This window comes from Bradyrhizobium sp. CCGB12, assembly GCF_024199845.1.
Taxonomy (GTDB): domain Bacteria; phylum Pseudomonadota; class Alphaproteobacteria; order Rhizobiales; family Xanthobacteraceae; genus Bradyrhizobium.
In genome coordinates, this window is the sequence record NZ_JANADO010000001.1 from 3,631,220 (window position 1) to 3,650,744 (window position 19,525).

General features: G+C 64.3%; 19 protein-coding genes. 10 read left to right on the forward strand and 9 right to left on the reverse strand.

Translation table 11 applies throughout. The features are described from left to right. Positions 1–33: 33 nt before the first annotated feature. Positions 34–1,014: a helix-turn-helix domain-containing protein gene (locus tag NLM27_RS17440; RefSeq protein ID WP_254144477.1), complete on the forward strand. Its 981-nt coding sequence runs from the start codon at positions 34–36 to the stop codon at positions 1,012–1,014. On the opposite strand, the gene NLM27_RS17445 is transcribed toward NLM27_RS17440, so the two are convergent. Genes NLM27_RS17445 through NLM27_RS17460 form a run of 4 tightly spaced genes read right to left on the reverse strand, consistent with a single transcriptional unit; the run spans position 998 to position 4,658 of the window. Then, complete coding sequence (locus NLM27_RS17445) at positions 998–1,828, reverse strand: sugar phosphate isomerase/epimerase (RefSeq protein WP_254144478.1); 831 nt, start codon at positions 1,826–1,828, stop codon at positions 998–1,000. The two genes, NLM27_RS17440 and NLM27_RS17445, sit on opposite strands and share 17 nt — an antisense overlap. Continuing rightward, a complete protein-coding gene (locus tag NLM27_RS17450; RefSeq protein WP_254144479.1) occupies positions 1,825–2,718 on the reverse strand; it encodes an NAD(P)-dependent oxidoreductase in 894 nt (297 codons plus the stop codon). Before NLM27_RS17450 ends, NLM27_RS17445 begins: the two co-directional genes overlap by 4 nt. Positions 2,719–2,739: 21 nt before the next feature. Beyond that, positions 2,740–3,606, reverse strand: coding sequence for an IclR family transcriptional regulator C-terminal domain-containing protein (locus NLM27_RS17455; protein ID WP_254144480.1), 867 nt, complete (start codon positions 3,604–3,606; stop codon positions 2,740–2,742). Then, complete coding sequence (locus tag NLM27_RS17460; RefSeq protein ID WP_254144481.1) at positions 3,603–4,658, reverse strand: Gfo/Idh/MocA family protein; 1,056 nt, start codon at positions 4,656–4,658, stop codon at positions 3,603–3,605. Before NLM27_RS17460 ends, NLM27_RS17455 begins: the two co-directional genes overlap by 4 nt. A gap of 189 nt (positions 4,659–4,847) precedes the next feature. Between NLM27_RS17460 and NLM27_RS17465 the strand changes: the two genes are divergently transcribed. The 9 genes from NLM27_RS17465 (at position 4,848) to NLM27_RS17505 (ending at position 16,060) form a co-directional block, all read left to right on the forward strand. After that, on the forward strand, positions 4,848–6,107 hold the full coding sequence (locus NLM27_RS17465) for an ABC transporter substrate-binding protein (RefSeq protein WP_254144482.1): 1,260 nt from the start codon (positions 4,848–4,850) through the stop codon (positions 6,105–6,107). A gap of 78 nt (positions 6,108–6,185) precedes the next feature. Beyond that, complete coding sequence (locus NLM27_RS17470) at positions 6,186–7,055, forward strand: branched-chain amino acid ABC transporter permease (RefSeq protein WP_063675901.1); 870 nt, start codon at positions 6,186–6,188, stop codon at positions 7,053–7,055. Next, on the forward strand, positions 7,052–9,583 hold the full coding sequence (locus NLM27_RS17475) for an ATP-binding cassette domain-containing protein (protein ID WP_254144483.1): 2,532 nt from the start codon (positions 7,052–7,054) through the stop codon (positions 9,581–9,583). The genes NLM27_RS17470 and NLM27_RS17475 overlap by 4 nt, the downstream gene beginning before the upstream one ends. A gap of 16 nt (positions 9,584–9,599) precedes the next feature. Then, positions 9,600–10,409, forward strand: coding sequence for a shikimate dehydrogenase (locus tag NLM27_RS17480; RefSeq protein ID WP_254144484.1), 810 nt, complete (start codon positions 9,600–9,602; stop codon positions 10,407–10,409). Between the two features lie 5 nt (positions 10,410–10,414). Continuing rightward, a complete protein-coding gene (locus tag NLM27_RS17485; protein ID WP_254144485.1) occupies positions 10,415–12,133 on the forward strand; it encodes an FAD-dependent oxidoreductase in 1,719 nt (572 codons plus the stop codon). A gap of 22 nt (positions 12,134–12,155) precedes the next feature. Further along, a complete protein-coding gene (locus NLM27_RS17490; protein ID WP_254144486.1) occupies positions 12,156–13,883 on the forward strand; it encodes an FAD-dependent oxidoreductase in 1,728 nt (575 codons plus the stop codon). Between the two features lie 17 nt (positions 13,884–13,900). Then, the gene (locus NLM27_RS17495; protein WP_254144487.1) at positions 13,901–14,515 is read left to right on the forward strand and encodes an NIPSNAP family protein; all 615 of its coding nucleotides are present in this window, start codon (positions 13,901–13,903) and stop codon (positions 14,513–14,515) included. A gap of 10 nt (positions 14,516–14,525) precedes the next feature. Next, positions 14,526–15,356 (forward strand): sugar phosphate isomerase/epimerase, encoded by an 831-nt coding sequence (locus tag NLM27_RS17500; RefSeq protein WP_254144488.1) that lies wholly within the window; start codon positions 14,526–14,528, stop codon positions 15,354–15,356. Beyond that, entirely contained in the window at positions 15,353–16,060 is a 708-nt protein-coding gene (locus NLM27_RS17505; protein ID WP_254144489.1) for an SDR family NAD(P)-dependent oxidoreductase, read from the forward strand. Before NLM27_RS17500 ends, NLM27_RS17505 begins: the two co-directional genes overlap by 4 nt. Positions 16,061–16,655: 595 nt before the next feature. Here the strand turns inward: NLM27_RS17505 and NLM27_RS17510 are convergent. The 5 genes from NLM27_RS17510 to NLM27_RS17530 all read right to left on the reverse strand — a co-directional run bounded on the left by NLM27_RS17510 (position 16,656) and on the right by NLM27_RS17530 (position 19,467). Beyond that, positions 16,656–17,156, reverse strand: coding sequence for an isoprenylcysteine carboxylmethyltransferase family protein (locus NLM27_RS17510; protein ID WP_254144490.1), 501 nt, complete (start codon positions 17,154–17,156; stop codon positions 16,656–16,658). Positions 17,157–17,440: 284 nt separating this feature from the next. Then, positions 17,441–17,986 (reverse strand): RNA polymerase sigma factor, encoded by a 546-nt coding sequence (locus NLM27_RS17515; protein WP_254144491.1) that lies wholly within the window; start codon positions 17,984–17,986, stop codon positions 17,441–17,443. 5 nt (positions 17,987–17,991) lie between these two features. Beyond that, the gene (locus tag NLM27_RS17520) at positions 17,992–18,198 is read right to left on the reverse strand and encodes a DUF2892 domain-containing protein (protein ID WP_254144492.1); all 207 of its coding nucleotides are present in this window, start codon (positions 18,196–18,198) and stop codon (positions 17,992–17,994) included. Between the two features lie 227 nt (positions 18,199–18,425). Then, a complete protein-coding gene (locus NLM27_RS43585; protein WP_309144750.1) occupies positions 18,426–18,806 on the reverse strand; it encodes a LysR substrate-binding domain-containing protein in 381 nt (126 codons plus the stop codon). Next, positions 18,733–19,467 carry an IclR family transcriptional regulator gene (locus NLM27_RS17530; protein WP_254144494.1) on the reverse strand — a complete coding sequence of 245 codons (735 nt, stop codon included), beginning with the start codon at positions 19,465–19,467 and terminating at the stop codon, positions 18,733–18,735. Before NLM27_RS17530 ends, NLM27_RS43585 begins: the two co-directional genes overlap by 74 nt. Positions 19,468–19,525 lie beyond the last annotated feature (58 nt).

Sequence of the window (19,525 nt, forward strand, 5' to 3'; positions counted from 1 at the left end):
GACGAAACTTGTTTCGCATTGTACTTTTCGAAAGTGCGGCGCAGGGAACGGCACGCGCCCGATGCCGCAGAAGGAACCACCGGCATGATCCCGCACTATTTTTTGTACGAGGAGGCCGCCGCCAAGGTCGAACCCTCGTTCCTCCATATCGAGCCGATCCCGGTGCGAAGCAGCCGACACAATTGGACAATTCGGACGCATGCCCACCCGGGTCATCACCAGGTCCTGGTCATTAGCAAGGGCGGCGGGGCGATCGAGGTCGAAGGCGAGCGATGGGACTTGAAGCCCCCGGCGCTTGTGATCATCCCCGCGCTCACGATCCACGCCATCCGCTTCAAGCCCGACACCGACGGCTACGCCATCACCGTGGCCCCGCCCTTCCTGCAGTCCGCGCTCGACGACGATCCTGAACTCGTCGACGGCTTTCACCTCCCGGCCCGGTTTCTTCCGCACCAAATCGGCGACGATATCGACCTTGTCGGCATGGCCGCCTCGCTCGAACATGAATTCGTCTGGTCCGCGCCGGGCCGGCGCGCGGCCATCAAGGCCTATCTGCAATTGCTCGCGGTGGCGGTGCGCAGGCTGCGCGAGCAGGAACGCGCCCGCCCCCTTGCCCTCGCACGCGATGCCGACACGGTGATGCGCTTTCGCGAGCTGGTGGAGCAGCACTATCGCGATCACACCCCGCTCGACCTCTACGCCCTCAAGCTCGGCGTGACGACAGCTCGCCTCAATGCCTGTTGCCGGGTGACCACCGGCAGGTCGTCACTCGAGCTCATCCACGATCGCCTGCTCACCGAGGCCAAGCGCAATCTGCTCTATTCGGACATGAGCGTGAACGAGATCGGCGCCATCCTTGGCTATGAGGATCCGGCCTATTTCAACCGGTTCTTCTCGCGCAATGTCGGGATACCCCCCGGCCGCTTTCGTGAGAGTCTGCTGCCAGGCACGACACGCGCCACCCGCAATGGCATGTCCGCACCGCCGGCTGGAGTGGTCAAGAGCCGAGCGTGAAGGCTAGCCCTTGTTCTTTCAGCCTGACAGTTCCCGTTTCGAGATCGGCGAGCGGCTGGTCCGACAGGATCTCGAGGACGATCCTGCCCCCGTAGCTCCGCTGCTTCAACAGCGCGGCAATGGCCGCAAAGTCGATGTCGCCTGTGCCGATCGGATCATGCCGCCACTGCCCCTTCGGGCTGTCGGAGAGATGAACGATGCCAAGGCGCGGCCACAGGCTGTTCAGGCCCTCGACCGGATCTTCACCGATCGCAAATGCGTTGGCGACGTCGTAGATGACAGGCATATCGCCATAGCCTTCGGCATCGAGGAAGCGGACGATATCGCTCGCGCTGGCCAGAAGCCCCTGCGGATGGTTTTCGAGAATGATCGGGATTCCAGTGCGCTGCGCCTTATCATGGATGCGGGCAAAGGCCGCGCGAAAGCTCGTCATCAGGCGATCGTTCGCCTTGGCAAGCAGTGCATGCCGCCGTCCCGAGCCGACGCAGATCCAGCGCGCGCCGAGTTCGGCGGCACGATCGATCGCAGACATGTAGGCCTCGACGGCGAAATCGACCACGTCGGCCGACGGGCTCGCCAGATTGATGTCGCTGCTGGCGAGATCGAGCGCCAGCAAGGAGAGACCGTGGCGCTCGATGAGCGCGCCGATCCGCCGCGTGCGCCCGGCGTCCTGTCGCCAGGGATCGAAATGCGGCGGCGTCGCCATCAGTTGAACGGTGCGATAGCCAGCATTGGCGAGTTGCGCCACGGCTTCCTCCGCGACGCGATCCCAGGCGAAGCCGAACGTGTGAGCGCCAAGAACCGGGACCGTCATGACGTCGTCCGATAAAGCTCGATGGTGCGGCGAATGCCGTCCCGCAGCGAAGTCGCAGACAGGTTCGGAAACACGCGCCTGAGATCGCCCTCTCCGATATCCTCGGCGAAAGGAAGCTCGGGACCATCGATGCCGATCTTCGCATCCGGGACCACGGCCCTCACGGCAGCCACGACGTCGTCGTTCGATACCACCTCGCCAGGCAAGTTGAAGACGTGCGCGCCGTCAGGCTCGCGCAACAATGCGGCCTCGTAGGCAGCGACCACGTCGTCGACAAACACGAGGCCTGCGGTGCTGGCATAAGGGATCACGTAGCTCTCTCCGCGCGCTGCCGCGCGACAGGCGAGCGATGGCCCTGCGGTCGAGCCGGTCTCGCGGCCGAAGCCATAGACGATGTAGGGCCGGAAGCCGACGCTGGCGATGCCGTGATCGGCCCAATAGGCTCGCGCGCTGCCCTCACAGGCCAGCTTGAAGGTGCCGTAATGGGTGATCGGACGCGGCGTCGTGGCGTCGTCGGGACCGTAGACACCGGCGCTGCTCGTGAACACAATGCGCCGGATGCCCAGCGCCTGCGCCGCATTGAAGACGTTCAGCGTTCCAACCAGATTGATCATCGCGCCGCGAACGGGATCGGCCTTACATGTCGGCGTCAGGACGCCGGCCAGATGAATGATTCCATCGCATCCCTCGGCAGCCGCGCGCACCGCTTGCGCATCGGCGATATCACCGAGACGCCAATCCACCGCAGCCGCGGCGCTTCCCACGATCGCGCTGAACAGCGCCGTACGATCGACCGGCTCAAAGATTCGAAGCTGATGCCCGCCATCGACAAGACGGCGCGTCAGCCACGCACCAATGAAGCCACCACCGCCCGTAATCAGGATTCGCATCGTACTCGGGACTCACATTGTTCAGGAAGCATTCGTGTCGAAGAAACTGCCGTGCGGCCGTCCGCCCTGGAGGCCAGGCGAGGCGAGTGTCGCCATCGAAAGCTCCTGCGCGGTCTGAACCAGCGCCGGCGCCAGTTCGATCATCCGCTCCTCGGTCAGGCGGATATGCGGGCCGGCGATGACGACGGCACCGGTCACCTCCTTGGTCTTGGGATGGCGGATTGGTGCGGCGGACGCGTTCATCCAGGGCGTATAGGTTTGCAGGCAGAGGCTCACGCCACGCTTGCGGGTCTGACGCAGATATTTTTGCAAGGCGGGCCAGCTTTCCGGCGCACGTGGCCCATAGTCCTTGCGCAATCCATAGCCTTGCTTCTCGACGAGCGCGCGTGCGTCATCGTCGGAGAGACAAGACAGCCAGGCGTGACCACTCGCCGAGCAGGACAGCCGGCCAACCTGTCCCATATCAGGGTCGTAGCGCAGCCCGGCGGGCGAACCTTGCGCCTTGGCGACCCAGACGAGTTCGCGCCCGTCGATCATGGCCAGGCGCACCAGCTCGCCGCTTTCCCGCGCCAGGCGATCGAGCAGCGGCTGGGCGAAATCGGTGATGCCGCTGCCGGCGAGGAAGGTGAAGGCAAGCGAGGCAATCTTGGCAGTGAGCTGATAGGCGCCCTGCTCGCGCTCCTGCTTGACGTAGCCGTGCTCGATCAGACTGGTCAGCACGCGATGCGTGGCGCTGCGCGGGATGTGCAGGGAATCGGCGATCTCGAACAGCAGCATGCCATGGGCGTTGGTCGCGAGCAGCTCGAGCACGCCGAGGGTGCGCTCCAGAAGGCCGCTCGGCGCCTCGCCGGATTCCGGGTTTTTCAGCATCAGGGCTTCCTGATTCACAATTCGATCTCCTGATCAGGGCGCACTATCTGGCCGGTTTTGGCGGCTTTGTGAACTGCCATTGTGGCCCGCAGCGTCAGCGCGCCATCGCGTGCGGTAATCAGCGGCCGCTCCTCGCCGCGAACCACCCGCGCCAGGTGGTCGAGCTGGGCACGGTAAGGATCGCCACGCTCGAACCTCAAGCTGTCACGCGTGATCGGGGAGAACCAGCTCTTGCCCGAAGCATAGTGCCAATGGTCGAGCGTCGGCAGCGCGAGCGAGCCTTCGGTGCCGCTCAGGAAATGCGTCTGCACCGCGACGGGCTGCGGCGGATAATTCGGACTCTCGCCGCTTGCAAGATCCCAGCTCCAGGGCGCGGCCGCGGTGTCGCTGAGGTTCAGCGTCACCAGCGCGCCATTGGCGAGGCGCAGCAGAACGGCGGCACTGTCCTCGACATCGAAGCCGCGGACCGCGTTGGACGCAATCGCCTGAACGGATACGATCTCGCCGCAGAGATGGCGGATCAGGTCAATCTCGTGAATGAGGTTGATGAGCACCGGCCCGCCGCCGGGCTCGCGCCGCCAAGCCATCTCGAAATAGCCGGCGGGCTTGTAAAAGGTATAGAGCACAGTCGCGTTGGTCAGGCGGCCGAGCGCGCCCTCGGCGATCATCGCGCGCGCGCGGCGAATGATCGGATTGTGCCGCCGGTGATGCCCGACCAGGACAGGCAGGTTTGCACGCTCGGACGCGACCGCGATGGCCGCCGCATCCTCCAGCGTACTCGCGATCGGCTTCTCGACCAGCGGCACGATGCCGCGCGCGATGCAGGCAATGGCGAGCTCCCGATGCGTCGCATTCGGCGTGGCGATGACCGCTGCCTGCGGCTTCACCTCACGCAGCAGATCGAGTGGATCCGCATAGTAGGGAACGCCGAGGCCCTCCGCGTAAGCCCTTCCCGCAACTGAAGGTTCGGCGATTGCTGCGAGCGCACAGGAGTCCAGACCGCGCAGGGTTTCAACATGGGCCCGGCCGATCGCGCCAGCGCCGAACACTGCCACCGCGACCTCAGACATTCCACGCCCTCCCATCACTGGCTTTGCTTCGGACCGGTTTCTAGCACGCGCATTCCAAAATTGGAATTGGATTCCAATTTTCAATTTTGGATATTGGAATTCAATTCCAGTCGTGTTAGGGCCTTCGGCAAGAGCCGCATGTACGGCCGACCGGCAATGACTGGTTTTTGGGAAAGGGGAGGATCGAAAATGACTGAAAAGAAGACGCTCGCAACGACCGGGTTACGTATCGGCCGACGCGGATTGCTGTTGGGCGCCACATCGCTCGCCGCATCGCGCCTCGGCATGCCCTATATCGGCAATGCCGCCGCCGCCGAGCCGATCAAGATCGGCATGATCTGGGCCAAGACCGGCTCGATCGTCGATCAAGCGGAATATCTCGCCCAGGGCGGCATGCTCGCGCTGGAACAACGCAACAACACGCTGCTGGGACGGCCTGCGGAGATCGTCTGGCTGGACGAGCCCAATCCGCAGGGCGCCCAGCAGAGCGCGGAGCGCTTGGTCGGCGAGCAGAAGGTCGTCGGCATGGTCGGCGGCGCGCTGTCCTCATTCGCACTTGCGATCTCGTCGGTCGCCAAGAAGGCCAAGATTCCTTACGTCGCCGCGAATGCCGCCACCGGCGACCTCACCGGCAAGTCCTGCAACAAGTATACGTTCCGCCTCCAGCCGCCCGTTGACGTGCATGCCCGCGTCCTCGCGCCCTATTGCGCGTCGATCGGCAAGAAGTGGTACCTGCTGACCGCGTCCTATGCCTTCGGCCAGGACATCAAGCGCTCTTTCACCGACTACATCACCGCCAATGGCGGCACGGTGGTCGGCGCCGACGAAGTCCCGGTCGGTACACCGGATTATTCGTCGTTCATCCTGAAGATTCGCGCTGCGAAGCCCGACGTCGTGATCGGCGGCATTGCCGCCAGCGACCTCACGACGTTCCTCAAGCAGTGGAACGAACTCGGCATGAAGGGCAAGATTCCTTTTGCGGAGATCGCGGTCGGCAATACCGACTTGTGGGGCGTGGGACCCGAAGCTGCCGACGGCCTGTTCACTCTTAGCTGGTGGTACAAAAACCCCAGCAACACGCCCGAGGAACAGGCGATGGCGGCGGCCTATGAGAAGAAGTACAACAGGCCGGCCGCCGACAAGGCCTGGATGGGCTGGCTCGGCATGAAGAGCCTGCTCGATTCCATCGAGATGGCGAAATCGACCGACCCGGGCGCCATCGTCCAGGCGCTCGAGAACTGGAAGTACCACCGCGGCGACATCGATCTCGCTTACCGGGATTTTGATCACCAGATGATCAGCCGCCTCCTGGTTGCCGGCATCCATCCGAAGATCACCGACAAGTGGGACTATTTCGACGTCAAGGCCGAACTGCCGAAGACGCCGGACGATATCGCCAAGGCCTTTGGTACGAAGGCCGATAGCGCCTGCAAGATGGACACGCTCTGACGTCGTTTCAAAGCCTCGCGCGGTGTCGCGGCCGATGGCTGCTGCATCGTGCGAGGCGACCCAACAACGGATGACGCCATGCTCGATATGATCCTGTCGCAAGCCGTCAATGGCCTGGTGCTGGGCTTTCTCTACGTGCTGATCGCAATCGGCCTGTCGATCATCTTCGGGATGCTCGGCATCGTCAATTTCGCCCATGGCGCCTTCTTCGCGATCGGAGCCTATCTCGCCTATGCTCTTAACAAGGAATTCGGCTGGTGGGCCGCGCTCGCGGCTCCCCTCCTCACCGGCCTGATCGGCGTGGTCGTCGAGATGGTCCTGATCCGGCATCTCTACGGCAAGGAGCCGCTGCTCGGACTGATCCTGACCTTCGCCCTCGCGCTGTTAGCAGAGGCGGTGTTGCGGCTGGTCTTCGGCGGCGCTCCCGTGCCATTCGCCGCGCCGAAGTTCCTCGCAGGCTTTGTCGAATATGGTCCTATCCTGATCACGAAGTACCGGATGTTCGTGCTGGCCACAACGGTCCTCGTACTCGTGCTGTTCTGGGCGTTTCTCGCCTACACGCCTTACGGCCGGATCATCCGCGCCGGATCGCGCGATCCGGAGATGGTCGGCCTGCTCGGCATCAACCTGCCTATCGTCTTCACCGGTGTATTCAGCATCGGCTGTCTGCTCGCCGGCCTCGGCGGACTGCTGGCGGCGCCGCTCTGGACCATCACGCCGTCGATGGCCGCCGGCGCTATCATGCCCGCCTTCGTGATCGTGACCATCGGCGGTCTCGGCTCGTTCCTCGGCGCCATCGTCGCCGGCCTCCTGGTCGGCATCACCACGGCCATGACCATCCAGTTCCAGCCGGAATGGTCGGGAGCCGCCATGTACATCCTGATGGCTGCCATCCTCTTGATCCGCCCGCGCGGGCTGTTCGGTGAACGCTGGGAGAGGTTCGAGTGACATATCTGTCTGCGCTACGTCATCCGGCGTTCGTCGCCGCCCTCGTCCTTGCGGCGCTGACCGCGCTCTGGTCGCTGCTCGGCTCGCCGATCTCGCTGATCACACAGATCGCAATCTACACCCTCTATGGTGCCGGCGTGAACCTGCTCGTCGGCTACACCGGCCTCGTGCCGTTCGGCGCGTCGGTGTTCTTCGGCTGCGCGAGCTATGCGGCAGCCTTCTTCGTCCTGGGACGCTACGGCAACGACCTCGTCTCGCTGCTGTTCGCAACGGCATTCTCGGCCCTGCTCGCGCTCGCGATTGGGGCAATCATCCTGCGCCGCAAGGGCCTGTATTTTTCGCTGCTCACCCTCGCCTTCTCCCAGATTGCTTTCGAGATCGCGTTCAAATGGACGGCCGTGACCGGCGGCGAGAACGGCCTGCAGAGCGTTCAGCGCACAAGCTTCACCAGCGCGTGGTCGTTTCACGTCTTCGTGGTGGCGGTCACCGTGGCCTGTATCTGGCTGCTGTGGCGGATCGCGCATTCCCCCTTTGGCCGCGTCTTGCAGGCGATCCGCGATAATGAACAGCGCGCGAGCAGTCTCGGCTATGACGTCCACCGCTTCCGTCACGGCGCATTGATCCTGACCGGCACCTTCGTCGGCTTCGGCGGCGCATTGCTGACCCTGATGCTGGAGGGCGTCTACGCCAACAATCTGAGCTGGCAACACGCCGGCGATTCCCTGCTGATGACCGTGCTCGGCGGCGTTCACCACGCCCTAGGGCCGCTGTGGGGAGCCATCGCCTTCATCCTGCTCGAAGACCGCCTGTCGGCCATCACCGAGAACTGGTGGCTGGTGTTCGCGCCGATCCTGATGCTGTTCGCACTAACCTCCCCCGAGGGCATGCAGGGTCTCTGGCAGCGGCTGTTCGGCCGGCAGCGCTGGACGCTCGTGCGCCCCGATATCCCGCCGCGCCCTGCCGTCATCGCCCCGTTTGCCAGCAGCGCGGCAGGGTTCGAGCGCGGCAAGCTGTTGCTTCAGACGCTCGGGCTGAGCAAGAATTTCGGCAGCCTGGTGACAGCCAAGAGCATCGACCTCGAGGTCCGCAGCGGCGTGCTTCACAGCATCATCGGACCGAACGGCGCCGGCAAGACGACGTTCTTCAACATGCTATCCGGCGCGCTCAAGCCCAGCGGCGGGCGCATCGTGTTCGATGGCACCGAGGTGACCCAACTGCCGATGCATGCGCGTGCCCGCCTCGGCATCGGACGCTCGTTCCAGATCCTGTCGATCTTCCCGAACCTGACCGTCTTCGAGAATGTCCGCGTGGCAGTGCAGGCCCAGCGCAAGGGATCGGGCCGGTTGCTCGCCGATGCCTATGCCCTGGACGCAATCAACGCCCGGACATGGTCCATCCTTGATGCCGTCGGTCTTGCCGACGTTGCAGCCGAGCAATGCGTCAATCTTCCGCACGGCGCCAAACGGCTGCTCGAGATCGGGATCACGCTTGCGATCGATTCCAAGCTGCTGTTGCTCGACGAGCCGCTGGCGGGGCTTGCGGAGGCCGACCGCGTCATCGTCGCCGACCTGATCAAAAAGCTCGCGCAGACCCACGGCGTGCTGCTGATCGAGCATGACATCGACCGCGTGCTCGCGATCTCCGACCGCATCTCGGTGCTGCACCAGGGACGCATGATCGCGGACGGCAAGCCTTCGGAAATCGCCGCCAATCCCGACGTCATCGCGGCGTATCTCGGAGCTGCCAAGGACGGCGCGCAGGCCGCGCCTCCGGCGATCGAGCGCATCGCGCATGCCCGCGCCGCGGTCCTACTCGAGGCTAACCGCGTCTCCGCGGGCTACGGCGGCAGCACGGTGCTCGAAGGCGTTGACCTCACCGTGCACGCTGGCGAAGCCGTCGCCCTGCTCGGCCGCAATGGCGTCGGCAAGACAACGCTGCTCCGCAGCCTCTGCGGGACGCTGACCATCAGCAACGGCGATATCGTCTTAGAAGGCAGGCCGCTTGCACGCCTCAAGCCCTATGAGATCAACCGGCTCGGCATCTCGCTGGTGCCGGAGGGACGCAGACTGTTCCCCAACCTCACCGTCATCGAAAACCTGCAGCTCGCGGCGCGCCCGGGCGGCCTCGGACTGGATGCGGTGTTCGAGCTGTTTCCGCGCCTGCGCGAACGTCGTTCCGCCAAGGCCGAAAGCCTGTCAGGCGGCGAACGCCAGATGGTCGCGATCGCGCGTGCGCTGATGGTTCCGAGCAAGCTGATCCTGCTCGATGAGCCCTTCGAAGGCCTTGCGCCGGCCGTGGTCAAGGAGGTCATGGATGCGCTCATCAAGCTGCGCGGCAAGGTGGCCATGGTCATTGTCGAGCATCATGCGGAGCTCGTCCTTCCCATCGTCGATCGCGCCTATGTCCTGGTGAACGGCCAGATCTCCTTCAGCGGCGACGCGATGATCCTCGAACGCGATCACGAATTGCAGGCCCGGCTGCTTGGCGTCGTCCAGACCGAATCAGCTCAGGCCCGCGGAGCGGCTTAACAACAAGAGAAAAAAGATGATCAGCCTGAACCTGACCGGGGCAACCCGCCTCAACATCATTGTCGGTGACCCCATCGCACAGGTGAAGTCGCCCGGCGGCGTCACCAAGGCTTTCGTCGATCGCGGCTATGACGGAATTCTCGTTCCCGTTCAGGTCGACGGAGTCCATCTGAAGGGCCTTCTGACCGCTGCAACGGAGATCCGCAATCTAGACGGCATCATCGTGACGGTCCCGCACAAATTCGCCTGCTTCGAGTTCTGTGCCAGCTCTACCGAACGATCCCGCCTGCTCGGGTCCGTCAACATCATGCGCCGACGGCCCGAAGGCGGCTGGCATGGCGACATCGTCGACGGGCTCGGCTTCGTCGGCGCGGTGCGCGCCAATGGCGGCGATCCCTCCAGCAAGCGCGCGCTGCTGGTCGGCGCTGGCGGTGCCGGTTCGGCCATCGCCATGGCGCTGGTCGAGGCCGGGGTTCGCTCGCTCGCGATTCACGACAACGACATCACCCGCCGCGACCAGTTGATCGCGAAGCTGGCGACCCTGCGCCGCGCCGAGATCCATGCCGGCTCGGCAGATCCGTCCGCTTTTGATCTCGTCGCCAACGCAACGCCGCTTGGCATGAAAGCCGGCGATCCGCTGCCGGTCGACGTCTCGAAGCTCAATCCCGGCACGTTCGTCGGCTGCGTCATCACCAGCCCCGCGGTCTCCCCGCTTGTCGCGGCGGCGCGAGGTCTGGGGTGTCCAACCTCGACCGGCACCGACATGTACAATGCACTGCAGAGCTCGATGATCGACTTCCTGCTTGTACGCGACGGATCGAGTTGAGCGCCATGTTCAAGACCATCGACGCAATCTCACAAAGCTACGACCTCATCGTGATCGGCTCCGGAGCGGCCGGCATGGCGGCCGCCCTGTTCGCAGCGATCGAGGGCCGCAAGGTGCTCATGGTGGAGCGCACCGAACATGTCGGCGGCACAAGCGCGCTGTCGGCCGCGACCACGTGGATGCCGAACTCGCATCACTCCAAAACCGTCAATCCCGACGACAGCCGCGAGAAGGTCCGCAAGTTCCTCGACGGCGTTGTCGGCAACCATTCGCCCGCCGCAATGCGCGAGGCGTTCCTGGACAGCGCGCCGGAGGCGGTCGCGACCCTCGAGGCCAACAGCGAGGTCAAGTTCCGTCCCTATGCGACCCATCCCGATTACGAGCAGCAGTTCGAGGGCGCGACCATGCGCGGCCGCGCACTCGAACCGGTCCCGTATGACGGCCGCGAACTTGGCGCCGACCTCGACAAGATTCGCCCGCCGATTCCGGAGTTCACGATCTTCGGCGGCATGATGGTCGATCGCACCGACATCGGCCACCTCCTCGCTATCAAGAAGTCGGCGCGTTCCTTTGCTCATGCGGCCAAGATCTTAGCACACTACGCCGGCGACAAGCTGAAGGGCCGGCGCGGATCGCGCCTCGTCATGGGCAACGCGCTGATCGGCCGTTTCCTCGCATCGCTGAACGCCCGCGGCGTGGACATTCTGCTCCGGACCGAAGTGCAGGACCTCGTGACCGAGAACGGCGCCGTCACCGGCGTGAAGCTCAGCTCGGGGACCACAACGCGGCAGGTCGCTGCGACACGCGGCGTCGTGCTGGCCGCCGGCGGGTTCAACAGGCACCCGCAGCGACGCGGCGAATTGCTGCCGCAAGGCGAGAGCCACAGCCCGGCGGCACCGGGCCACACCGGCGCCATGCAGGACATCGCGTTGCGGCTTGGGGCGCGTCTTGGCGAAGGCAATCTCGACAGCGCGTTCTGGGCTCCTGTCTCGATCCGGCGCCGCGCCGACGGCAGCACGGCGAGTTTTCCGCATTTCGTCATGGACCGAAGCAAGCCCGGCACCGTCTGTGTCGACCAGACCGGACGACGCTTCGTCAACGAATCCGTCTCTTATCACCTGTTCGGGCGCGCGATGTTCGAGCACAACAAGACCGTGCCTTGCATCCCCTGCTTCATCATTACCGACGCGGTCGGCCTGAAGAAGTACGGTCTCGGCATGGTGCGCATGGGGACGGGCAACCTCGCCCCCTATCTCGCCGACGGCTACCTGACCGAGGGCGCGACGGTTGCGGAACTCGCCAGCAAGATCGGCGTGCCCGCGGCCAGCCTCGAAGCCACCATCGCCGCGATGAACCGCTATGCCGCCAGCGGCAAGGATGACGAATTCGGCCGCGGCACCACGCCCTATCACAGGGTCAACGGCGATGCCTCGGTCGGGCCTAATCCGACGCTTGGTCCGATCATGACTGCGCCCTATTACGCCGTGCGGCTCTATCCCGGCGATATCGGTGCTGCGACCGGGCTTGTCATCGACGAATGGGCGCAAGTGATGCGGGACGACGGCCGGCCAATCACGGGGCTCTATGCGTGTGGCAACGAAGCGAATTCCATCATGGGCGGGACCTATCCCGGACCGGGCATCACCATTGGCCCGGCCATCACCTTCGCGTATCGCGCGGTGCGCCATGCCCTCGGCGATGCGCAAGCGCGCAACGCCGCCTGAGCGGGGCGAGAGACAGACCTTCATGGACAACGGTCAACGCCTCGACTGCGATCTGCTCGTCATCGGCTCGGGCGCCGGTGGCCTGTCCACGGCGGTCACTGCCGCCGTGCTCGGCCTTGACGTCGTGATGGTCGAGAAAGAGGCGCAGCTCGGCGGCACCACCGCCTGGTCCGGCGGCTGGATGTGGATTCCGCGCAACCCGCTCGCGCTGGGCGCCGGCATCGTCGAACCGCATGACCAGCCGAAGCGCTATCTGAGCAACGAGCTGGCCGAGGGATATGACCAGAGCCGCATCGAGATGTTTCTCGATCAGGGCCCGTGCATGGTCGATTTCTTCAGCAGCGAGACGCAGCTTGCCTTCATCGACGGCAATGCCATCCCGGATTTTCACGGCAAGACACCGGGCGCCGCCACCGGCGGGCGTTCGGTCTGCGCCGCGCCGTTCGACGGCCGCGCGCTCGGCCCGCGCATCCGGGATCTCAAGCCGCCGCTCGACGAGACCTCGCCTTTCGGCATGGGGATCGCCTCAGGCTCGGATCTGCGGCACTTCCTCAACGCGCATTCGTCGCTGACCTCGTTCCTCCACGTCGCGCGCCGCCTTGCCCGTCACCTGCTCGACATGCTGCGCTTCGGCCGCGGCATGCATCTCGTCAACGGCAATGCGCTGATCGCGCGGCTGGTGAAATCCGCCGACGATCTCGGCGTCAGGATCATGACTGCGGCTCCGGCACAGACGCTGCTGTCCGAGGGAGCTCGCATCACTGGCGCTTGTGTCATCCATGACGGCACCCCGCTCGACATCCGCGCTCGGCGCGGCGTCGTCCTCGCCTGCGGCGGCTTCCCGCACGACACCGCACGCAAGGCCGTCATGTTTCCGCATGCGCCGACCGGCCGCGAACACTGGTCGGCGGCGCCGGAGAGCAACACCGGCGACGGCATCCACCTCGGCGAGACCGCCGGCGGACGAACGCGAACCGATCTGTCCGACAATGGCGCCTGGGCGCCGGTGTCGCTGGTGCCGCATCGCGACGGCTCGGTCGGCCGCTTCCCACATCTGATCGAGCGCGCCAAGCCGGGACTGATCATGGTGCGCAGCGACGGAACGCGCTTCGCCAACGAGGCCGATTCCTATCACGACGTGATGAAGGCGCTGTTTGCCGCCACGCCCGCGGGCCAGTCGGCGGAGGCCTGGGCGATCTGCGACGCAAAATTTCTCAGGCGTTACGGGCTCGGCCGCGTTCGACCGATCCCGTTCCCGATCACGCCCTGGCTGCGCAATGGCTATTTGAAGCGAGGCGCGAGCATCGAGGCGCTTGCCATTGCCTGCGGCATCTCGGCTTCCGGATTGCGCGCGACGATCGAGCGCTATAACGGCTTTGCCGCGCACGGCGAGGATCCCGCCTTTGGCCGCGGCGACACGCCTTATAATCGTGTGCAGGGCGAAATGGCGCATCAGCCGAACCCGTGTGTCGCACCGATTGAATCCGGCCCGTTCCACGCCGTGAAGATCGTTGCCGGCAGTCTCGGCACGTTCGCAGGCCTCGACACGGACGAGCACGCCCGGGTGCTCGATGCCGAACACAGGCCGATCGACGGCCTCTATGCCGTCGGCAACGACATGGCGAGCATCATGGCCGGCCGTTACCCCTCCGGCGGCATCACGCTCGGTCCGGCCATGACATTCGGCTACATCGCCGCGCATCACGCCAGTGGAATTCCGCTCAAGAACAACAGGTCGGCAGCCGCATGACCGAAAGGAGAGACAACATGCTCTACGAAATCGCAACACTGACGGTGAAGCTCGGAGCCGCGGCGAAGGCCGTGGCCGGTATTGGCGAATATGTCGAAGCATCCGAGGCCAAGGGCACCCTGCTCGGCTGCTGGGCCAGCGAGCTCAGCGACCTCAATCAGCTCCTGGTGCTGCGCTCCTTTGCCGATCACGAGGCCTGGCGCAGCGAGCGCGAACGCGCGCTGCGCTCGTCCAATCCCTTTGGCGCCGGCGAAGCCATCACGCAAATGAACTTCGACACCTATGCGCCGTTCCCGTTCCTGCCTCAGGTGACGCCGGGTAAGTATGGCAGCGTCTATGAAATCCGCACCTATCGGCTCAAGCATGGCGGTGTCGCGCCGACGATCGCGGCATGGGAAGCCGCAATACCCGAGCGCGTCAGGCTGTCGCCGCTCTCGATTGCCATGTATTCGCTCGACGGGCCGCCGCGGTTCACCCATATCTGGCCGTTCGCGAGCCTCGATGCCCGCGCCGCGGTGCGCGCCGAGTCTGTCGCCAAGGGTGTCTGGCCGCCGAAGGGCGGGCCCGACTGGCTGACCGGCGACATGCGCTCGGTCATCGCGCTGCCGACCGCCATCTCGCCGCTGGCCTGAGGCGATCGCCATGACGCACATTTATTCGCTCGCCTATCTCACCTCGACCCCACTGGCGCCGCCCGACGCCGTGATGCTGGCCAACGAGCTCGGCTACCAGGCGATCGGCGTTCGCATCGCGCCCGCGGCGCCCGGCGGCGACTTCTCGCCGCTCCCGACCGACGCCGCGATGCTGCGCGAGACCATTCGCCGGATCGACGACACCGGCGTGCCCATATTCGACGTCGAGATCGCGCGGTTAGGTGCCGACTTCAAGGCCGATCACTTCGCCCCGTTCCTCGAGACCGCCGGCAGACTGAAGGCGCGTGCCATTCTGGTCGCCGGTGACGATCCGGATGAAGCGCGCCTGACGGAGTCGTTCGCCTCGTTCTGCCGTGCCGCGGCGCCCTATGGCCTCACCGCCGATCTTGAATTCATGCCGTGGACCGCGGTAAGAAACGCAAAGGCGGCGCTGCGCATCGTGACCAATGCCGGCGAGCCGAACGGACGCATCCTGGTCGACTCGCTGCACGCCGCACGCTCGGCGACCTCGCTCGACGACATCGTAAGCCTGCCGCGACAGCTCCTCAGCTATGCCCAGCTTTGCGACGCGCCGGCTGGCATTCCTGCAACTAATGAAGAGCTGATCCGCACCGCGCGATGCGCCCGGCTGCTGCCGGGAGACGGCGGCATCGATTTGCGCGGAATCGTGCGTGCACTGCCCGGCGACCTGCCGCTGAGCATTGAAATCCCGAATGACGAATGGCTGCCCAAGCTCGGTGCGGAAGAATGGAGCCGGCGTGCGCTTGCTGCGGCCCGCCGGATCGTGGCCGAGGCCGCGGAAGGAAAAGCCACAGCATGACCGGACTCGATTTCTCATCGCGTGTCGCCGTCATCGCGGGCGGCTGCGGCGGCATCGGTCAGGCCGTTGGCGCGCGGCTGGCTGGCGCCGGCGCAACCGTGGTCGTCTGGGATCTGGCTGACCGTGCCGACGAACGCCTCGATCTCACCGACGAGGCCGCTGTCGATGGCGCGATGGCGCGCCTGCTCGCTCGTTACGGCCGGATCGACGTGCTGGTCAATGCCGCGGGCATCACCGGCCCCACAGTCAACATCGAGAATTACAGTCTCGTTGATTGGAAACGCGTGCTCGACGTCAATCTCACCAGCACCTTTCTGTGCTGCAAGGCGGCCATCGCGCCGATGCGACGGCAGAATGCCGGACACATCGTCAACCTGGCATCGATCGCCGGCAAGGAAGGCAATGCCGGCATGACCGGCTACTCCGCAGCCAAGGCCGCCGTGATCGCACTGACGAAATCTCTTGGCAAGGAGCTGGCGAACACCAATATTCGCGTCAACGCCATCGCGCCGGCCGTGATCGCCACCGATCTCGTCAAGCAGATGTCGGAGGACGCTTACCGAAACGTGCTGGCCAAGATTCCGTTGGGGCGCGCCGGTCGCCCCGAAGAAGTGGCCGCCATGGTCGCCTGGCTCGCCTCCGACGAGTGCTCGTTCTCAACCGGAGCCGTGTTCGACTTGTCCGGAGGGCGGGCGACCTATTAGACGAGAGATCACCGAGATGAGATGTCGTGGCTTCTCATTTTGTGCGCATCGCCCGCTCTCACGCAGACATCGCGCGACACCCGACAAAGACTGCAGATGCTGGCTGATACTGGATTTTTCTTGATCTCCCGGTGCACACGTCGTGCACACGACGCCTCTTAAACCACTGAAAAACTTGAAGTCTCGCGCCAATCCATCATGGGGCAATGCAAATCGATGCGATAACATATTGATGTTATTTCGCTTTTCGTTCTCGATAAGTGGTTGCTGTTTTTGGGCCGACAGAGATTTCAATCCAACATTCTAGGCATTTTCCTTTTATTTCAAGTACTTATTCGGAAGGCTTCCCAGCCATCTAGAACACGGCACCTCTTCTCGGTACTGCGTTGCGGTACCGAATGAGCTTCCGCAGTACCGTGCTGCTTTGGACCCTTTTACCGATCCCGTTCGCTTCGGCCGCAAGATATTGAGCCGCTCTCGCCACGCCGAGGGCAGAACAGGTGCAGTCGTAGTTTTGGAGGCGATAGAGCAAAAAAACTTGCGAGCTGCGGTCCCCAGGCGTCAGACGTTTCGACCTCACCGAGCATCAAATCGGTTAGACGGCTCGCGGAGTGAGTCGGGGAAGCCAGCGCGGCACACTGGCGCAATAGTTTTCATACTGGGCTCCGAAGCTTTCGCGGAGCGTCGGCTCCTCATAGGCAATTACGAAAATGTGAAAAAAGAGCCAGATCAACGCGCCGTAGCCGAGGAGATGCCAGTCAGCGAATAACACCGCCTGACCAAGAATGACGGCAACGACTGCAACATAGATCGGATTGCGCACATAGCGATATAATCCGCTCACCACGAGATTGCGTGGTGGCGCGATCGGCGCGGGCGTGCCCAGACCCTGCAACGCAAAGCGCGCAAACGAATCTAACAATCCAGGCACGCCGGCAATAATCAACGCGAGCCCAACCAAGCGTGACGCTTCGGCGGCTAAAAAGGGTGGCCGAAATTCCCAATGCGTGATCGACCATGGGATGACGCCCGCCAACATCGCCGGTGCAACGAGGAAAAACAGCGCGGAACCCAGGATTGCTGTGATCTTCGACATGCGTCCTCCCGTCCGGTCGCAATGTTAATGCAGCTATGTCCGGTCAGCGCGTTCAGCGGTTGAATCGCGACGTCCTTGCGAAAGCGTCTCGACCAGGCCCATTGTCCAGCACATCGGGCATCCGCGTAGCGCAACGAGGGCGGCAACGCCCGCGCCCAGGGATAGCCAAGGGTGCGCGGTCTGGTCGACGATGGCCCAAGCGAGTAGCGCCGCCGCCGCTGCGCCGCGCATCAGGTGTGCGCCCAGGAAGGCGCTCCCGAACATGCCAACTCCACGAAAGTAATTCATGTACTCTCTCGTCCGCTGTCCTTTGTGCCGAGCAGGTATTCGCGCACCAGTGCGCGGGCGCGGCGCAGGCGGCTTTTGGCCGCTTCGCGCGTCACGCCGAGCCGCCCGGCGATTTCCCAAATCGTCAGATCTTCGAGATCTCGCAGCAGCAGCACTTCGCGATGTGACGGCGAAAGCGACTCGATCGCATTGACCAAGTCTATGCGCAACTCGTCCGGCGGGACCTTTGCGAGCTCGCGTGACTCTTCCAGGCTGGCGAGCTCCTCGACTCCGCGCATCAGCATCAGCGCCGGCAGCATGCAAAGGCGCGCGATGACGGTCAGCAGCCAGCCGGCGAGTGCGGCTGGACTGCGGATCGTGCCCACGCGCCGGTACACGACGATGAGTGCTTCTTGCACCACATCTTCGATAACCGAAGCGCGGTAGCAAAGGCGCCGGGCGTAGCGTCGAATGTCCGGCTGCAGCGCCACCAAGAGCTGCGTCAGCGCGTGCCGGTCACCCGACTGTGCCGCGAGCAAGAGATCGTCTGATACGCGCGCCAAGGCAGTCACCCCTTCAGTGTCTCGCGCCCGGCGATGGCGCAGGCAGGGCAATAGCCGAACACGCCGGTGACCAGCGTGACGACACCCGCGCCGCTGAGCAATAGCCCGAGCGGCGAAGCGTGCAGGGCAACCACGCCGCAGATGAGCATCAAGCCCCCGCCGATCAGCCTGGCCGCGCGCTCCCGCCCGCCAACGTTCTTCCTATACCACATGGTTCTGTGCTCCGGTTCGTGACGCGCCGCTATGGCGCATTCACCCAGACAAGAGGGCGCAAACCCGGCTCCGGGGTCGCGGCACAAAAAATAATTTGAGGGGGTGGCAGCTTCAGCAGGCTGGCGTGGCACCCGGCGATCCCGTTGCAACAAGGCTCCGCCTCAATCCGTGGGCCATCGCTGATCTGAAGATGCCGAGCATATTCTCGCTGGGCACGAGCCGCCCGTCAGTCGAACTGGACCGGTTCCGATCCGGGATAGGAATGAGCGACGAACGCGCAGAAGGCACGCGCCGCCGGAGACAGTTTTGCCATACTCTTCCAGGCGAGCCCGACATCCATGGTGTGAACATCGTCATCGAGCGTCTTGAGATCGATGCGATGCTCCTCGAGTGACCAGGGCCGGTAGAACATGTCCGAGAGAATGGTGATCTCCATACCGGTCGCGACCATGCTGCGAATTGCGCCACCTCGCCGCCGACGCGGCACCTGACGGCGAACACGTCCGTCCGCCGAGACCCCGGACCGGGCGGCGTTAAGGAGAGACTGCTTCGGCCGAGGGCAGGCTGATGATCCGCGGCGTGCCGACCTCCCGGGGCAATGGCGCACCGAGCACAAGTGAGAGCCGATGCGATGCGTTGGTGAGCCGGGATGCCAGCGCCCGGAGGTCGGCCTGGCGGATGCGTTCGATTGGACCGCTCACGGTCATGGCACCCACCAGCGCTCCGTCGTGGCCGAAGACCGCGGTGGACAGGGAGGCCGTCACAGCGTCGTAGACACCGGAACTGACGAAGACCTTCGCACCGTCATCCATTCGGTCTGCCCAATGCGCCGCCTTCAGCACCTGTCCCGTCGAGGTCAAATCGAGCGGCGCGAGATTTGTGGGCCGTGCGACGTCGCGTACGAGTTGAGGCGAATCCACCCGAAATAGGCAGAGTCGGCTATCGCGTTCACGCACATGGAACGCACTGCTCTCCAACGTCTCCTGGCTTAGCTCCTGAAGGACCGGCAGCACATGCTGTTCGAGATTGAAATTGGCCCGATAGGTGGTGCCGAGCTGGAATGTCTTTGCGCCGAGTGCGTAGCGGCCGTCGCTGAAGCGGACGACGTAGCCGGCTTCATCCAGCGACACCAGCGAGCGCATCACGGTCGGTTTCGCCAGGCCCGTGATCTTGGCGATGTCGGCCAGGCTGCGCGACCCGGCTCCAGCGAAGGTATCCAGGATCGCCAACGCCCGTTGCACGGCGGCGACCCCTTGCGTCTTGGGCATCGAAAATCCCTGTCCTGCCGATTTTCGGTTGACCTCGGCTCGTCACCGTTACACTATG

Bases quoted from the DNA above. Each gene is read 5' to 3' on its own strand.
- NLM27_RS17445 (WP_254144478.1), bottom strand. From the start codon at position 1,828: ATGACGGTCCCGGTTCTTGGCGCTCACACGTTCGGCTTCGCCTGGGAT.
- NLM27_RS17450 (WP_254144479.1), bottom strand. From the start codon at position 2,718: ATGCGAATCCTGATTACGGGCGGTGGTGGCTTCATTGGTGCGTGGCTG.
- NLM27_RS17460 (WP_254144481.1), bottom strand. From the start codon at position 4,658: ATGTCTGAGGTCGCGGTGGCAGTGTTCGGCGCTGGCGCGATCGGCCGG.
- NLM27_RS17465 (WP_254144482.1), top strand. From the start codon at position 4,848: ATGACTGAAAAGAAGACGCTCGCAACGACCGGGTTACGTATCGGCCGA.
- NLM27_RS17470 (WP_063675901.1), top strand. From the start codon at position 6,186: ATGCTCGATATGATCCTGTCGCAAGCCGTCAATGGCCTGGTGCTGGGC.
- NLM27_RS17480 (WP_254144484.1), top strand. From the start codon at position 9,600: ATGATCAGCCTGAACCTGACCGGGGCAACCCGCCTCAACATCATTGTC.
- NLM27_RS17485 (WP_254144485.1), top strand. From the start codon at position 10,415: ATGTTCAAGACCATCGACGCAATCTCACAAAGCTACGACCTCATCGTG.
- NLM27_RS17490 (WP_254144486.1), top strand. From the start codon at position 12,156: ATGGACAACGGTCAACGCCTCGACTGCGATCTGCTCGTCATCGGCTCG.
- NLM27_RS17495 (WP_254144487.1), top strand. From the start codon at position 13,901: ATGCTCTACGAAATCGCAACACTGACGGTGAAGCTCGGAGCCGCGGCG.
- NLM27_RS17500 (WP_254144488.1), top strand. From the start codon at position 14,526: ATGACGCACATTTATTCGCTCGCCTATCTCACCTCGACCCCACTGGCG.
- NLM27_RS17505 (WP_254144489.1), top strand. From the start codon at position 15,353: ATGACCGGACTCGATTTCTCATCGCGTGTCGCCGTCATCGCGGGCGGC.
- NLM27_RS17510 (WP_254144490.1), bottom strand. From the start codon at position 17,156: ATGTCGAAGATCACAGCAATCCTGGGTTCCGCGCTGTTTTTCCTCGTT.
- NLM27_RS17520 (WP_254144492.1), bottom strand. From the start codon at position 18,198: ATGTGGTATAGGAAGAACGTTGGCGGGCGGGAGCGCGCGGCCAGGCTG.
- NLM27_RS17530 (WP_254144494.1), bottom strand. From the start codon at position 19,467: ATGCCCAAGACGCAAGGGGTCGCCGCCGTGCAACGGGCGTTGGCGATC.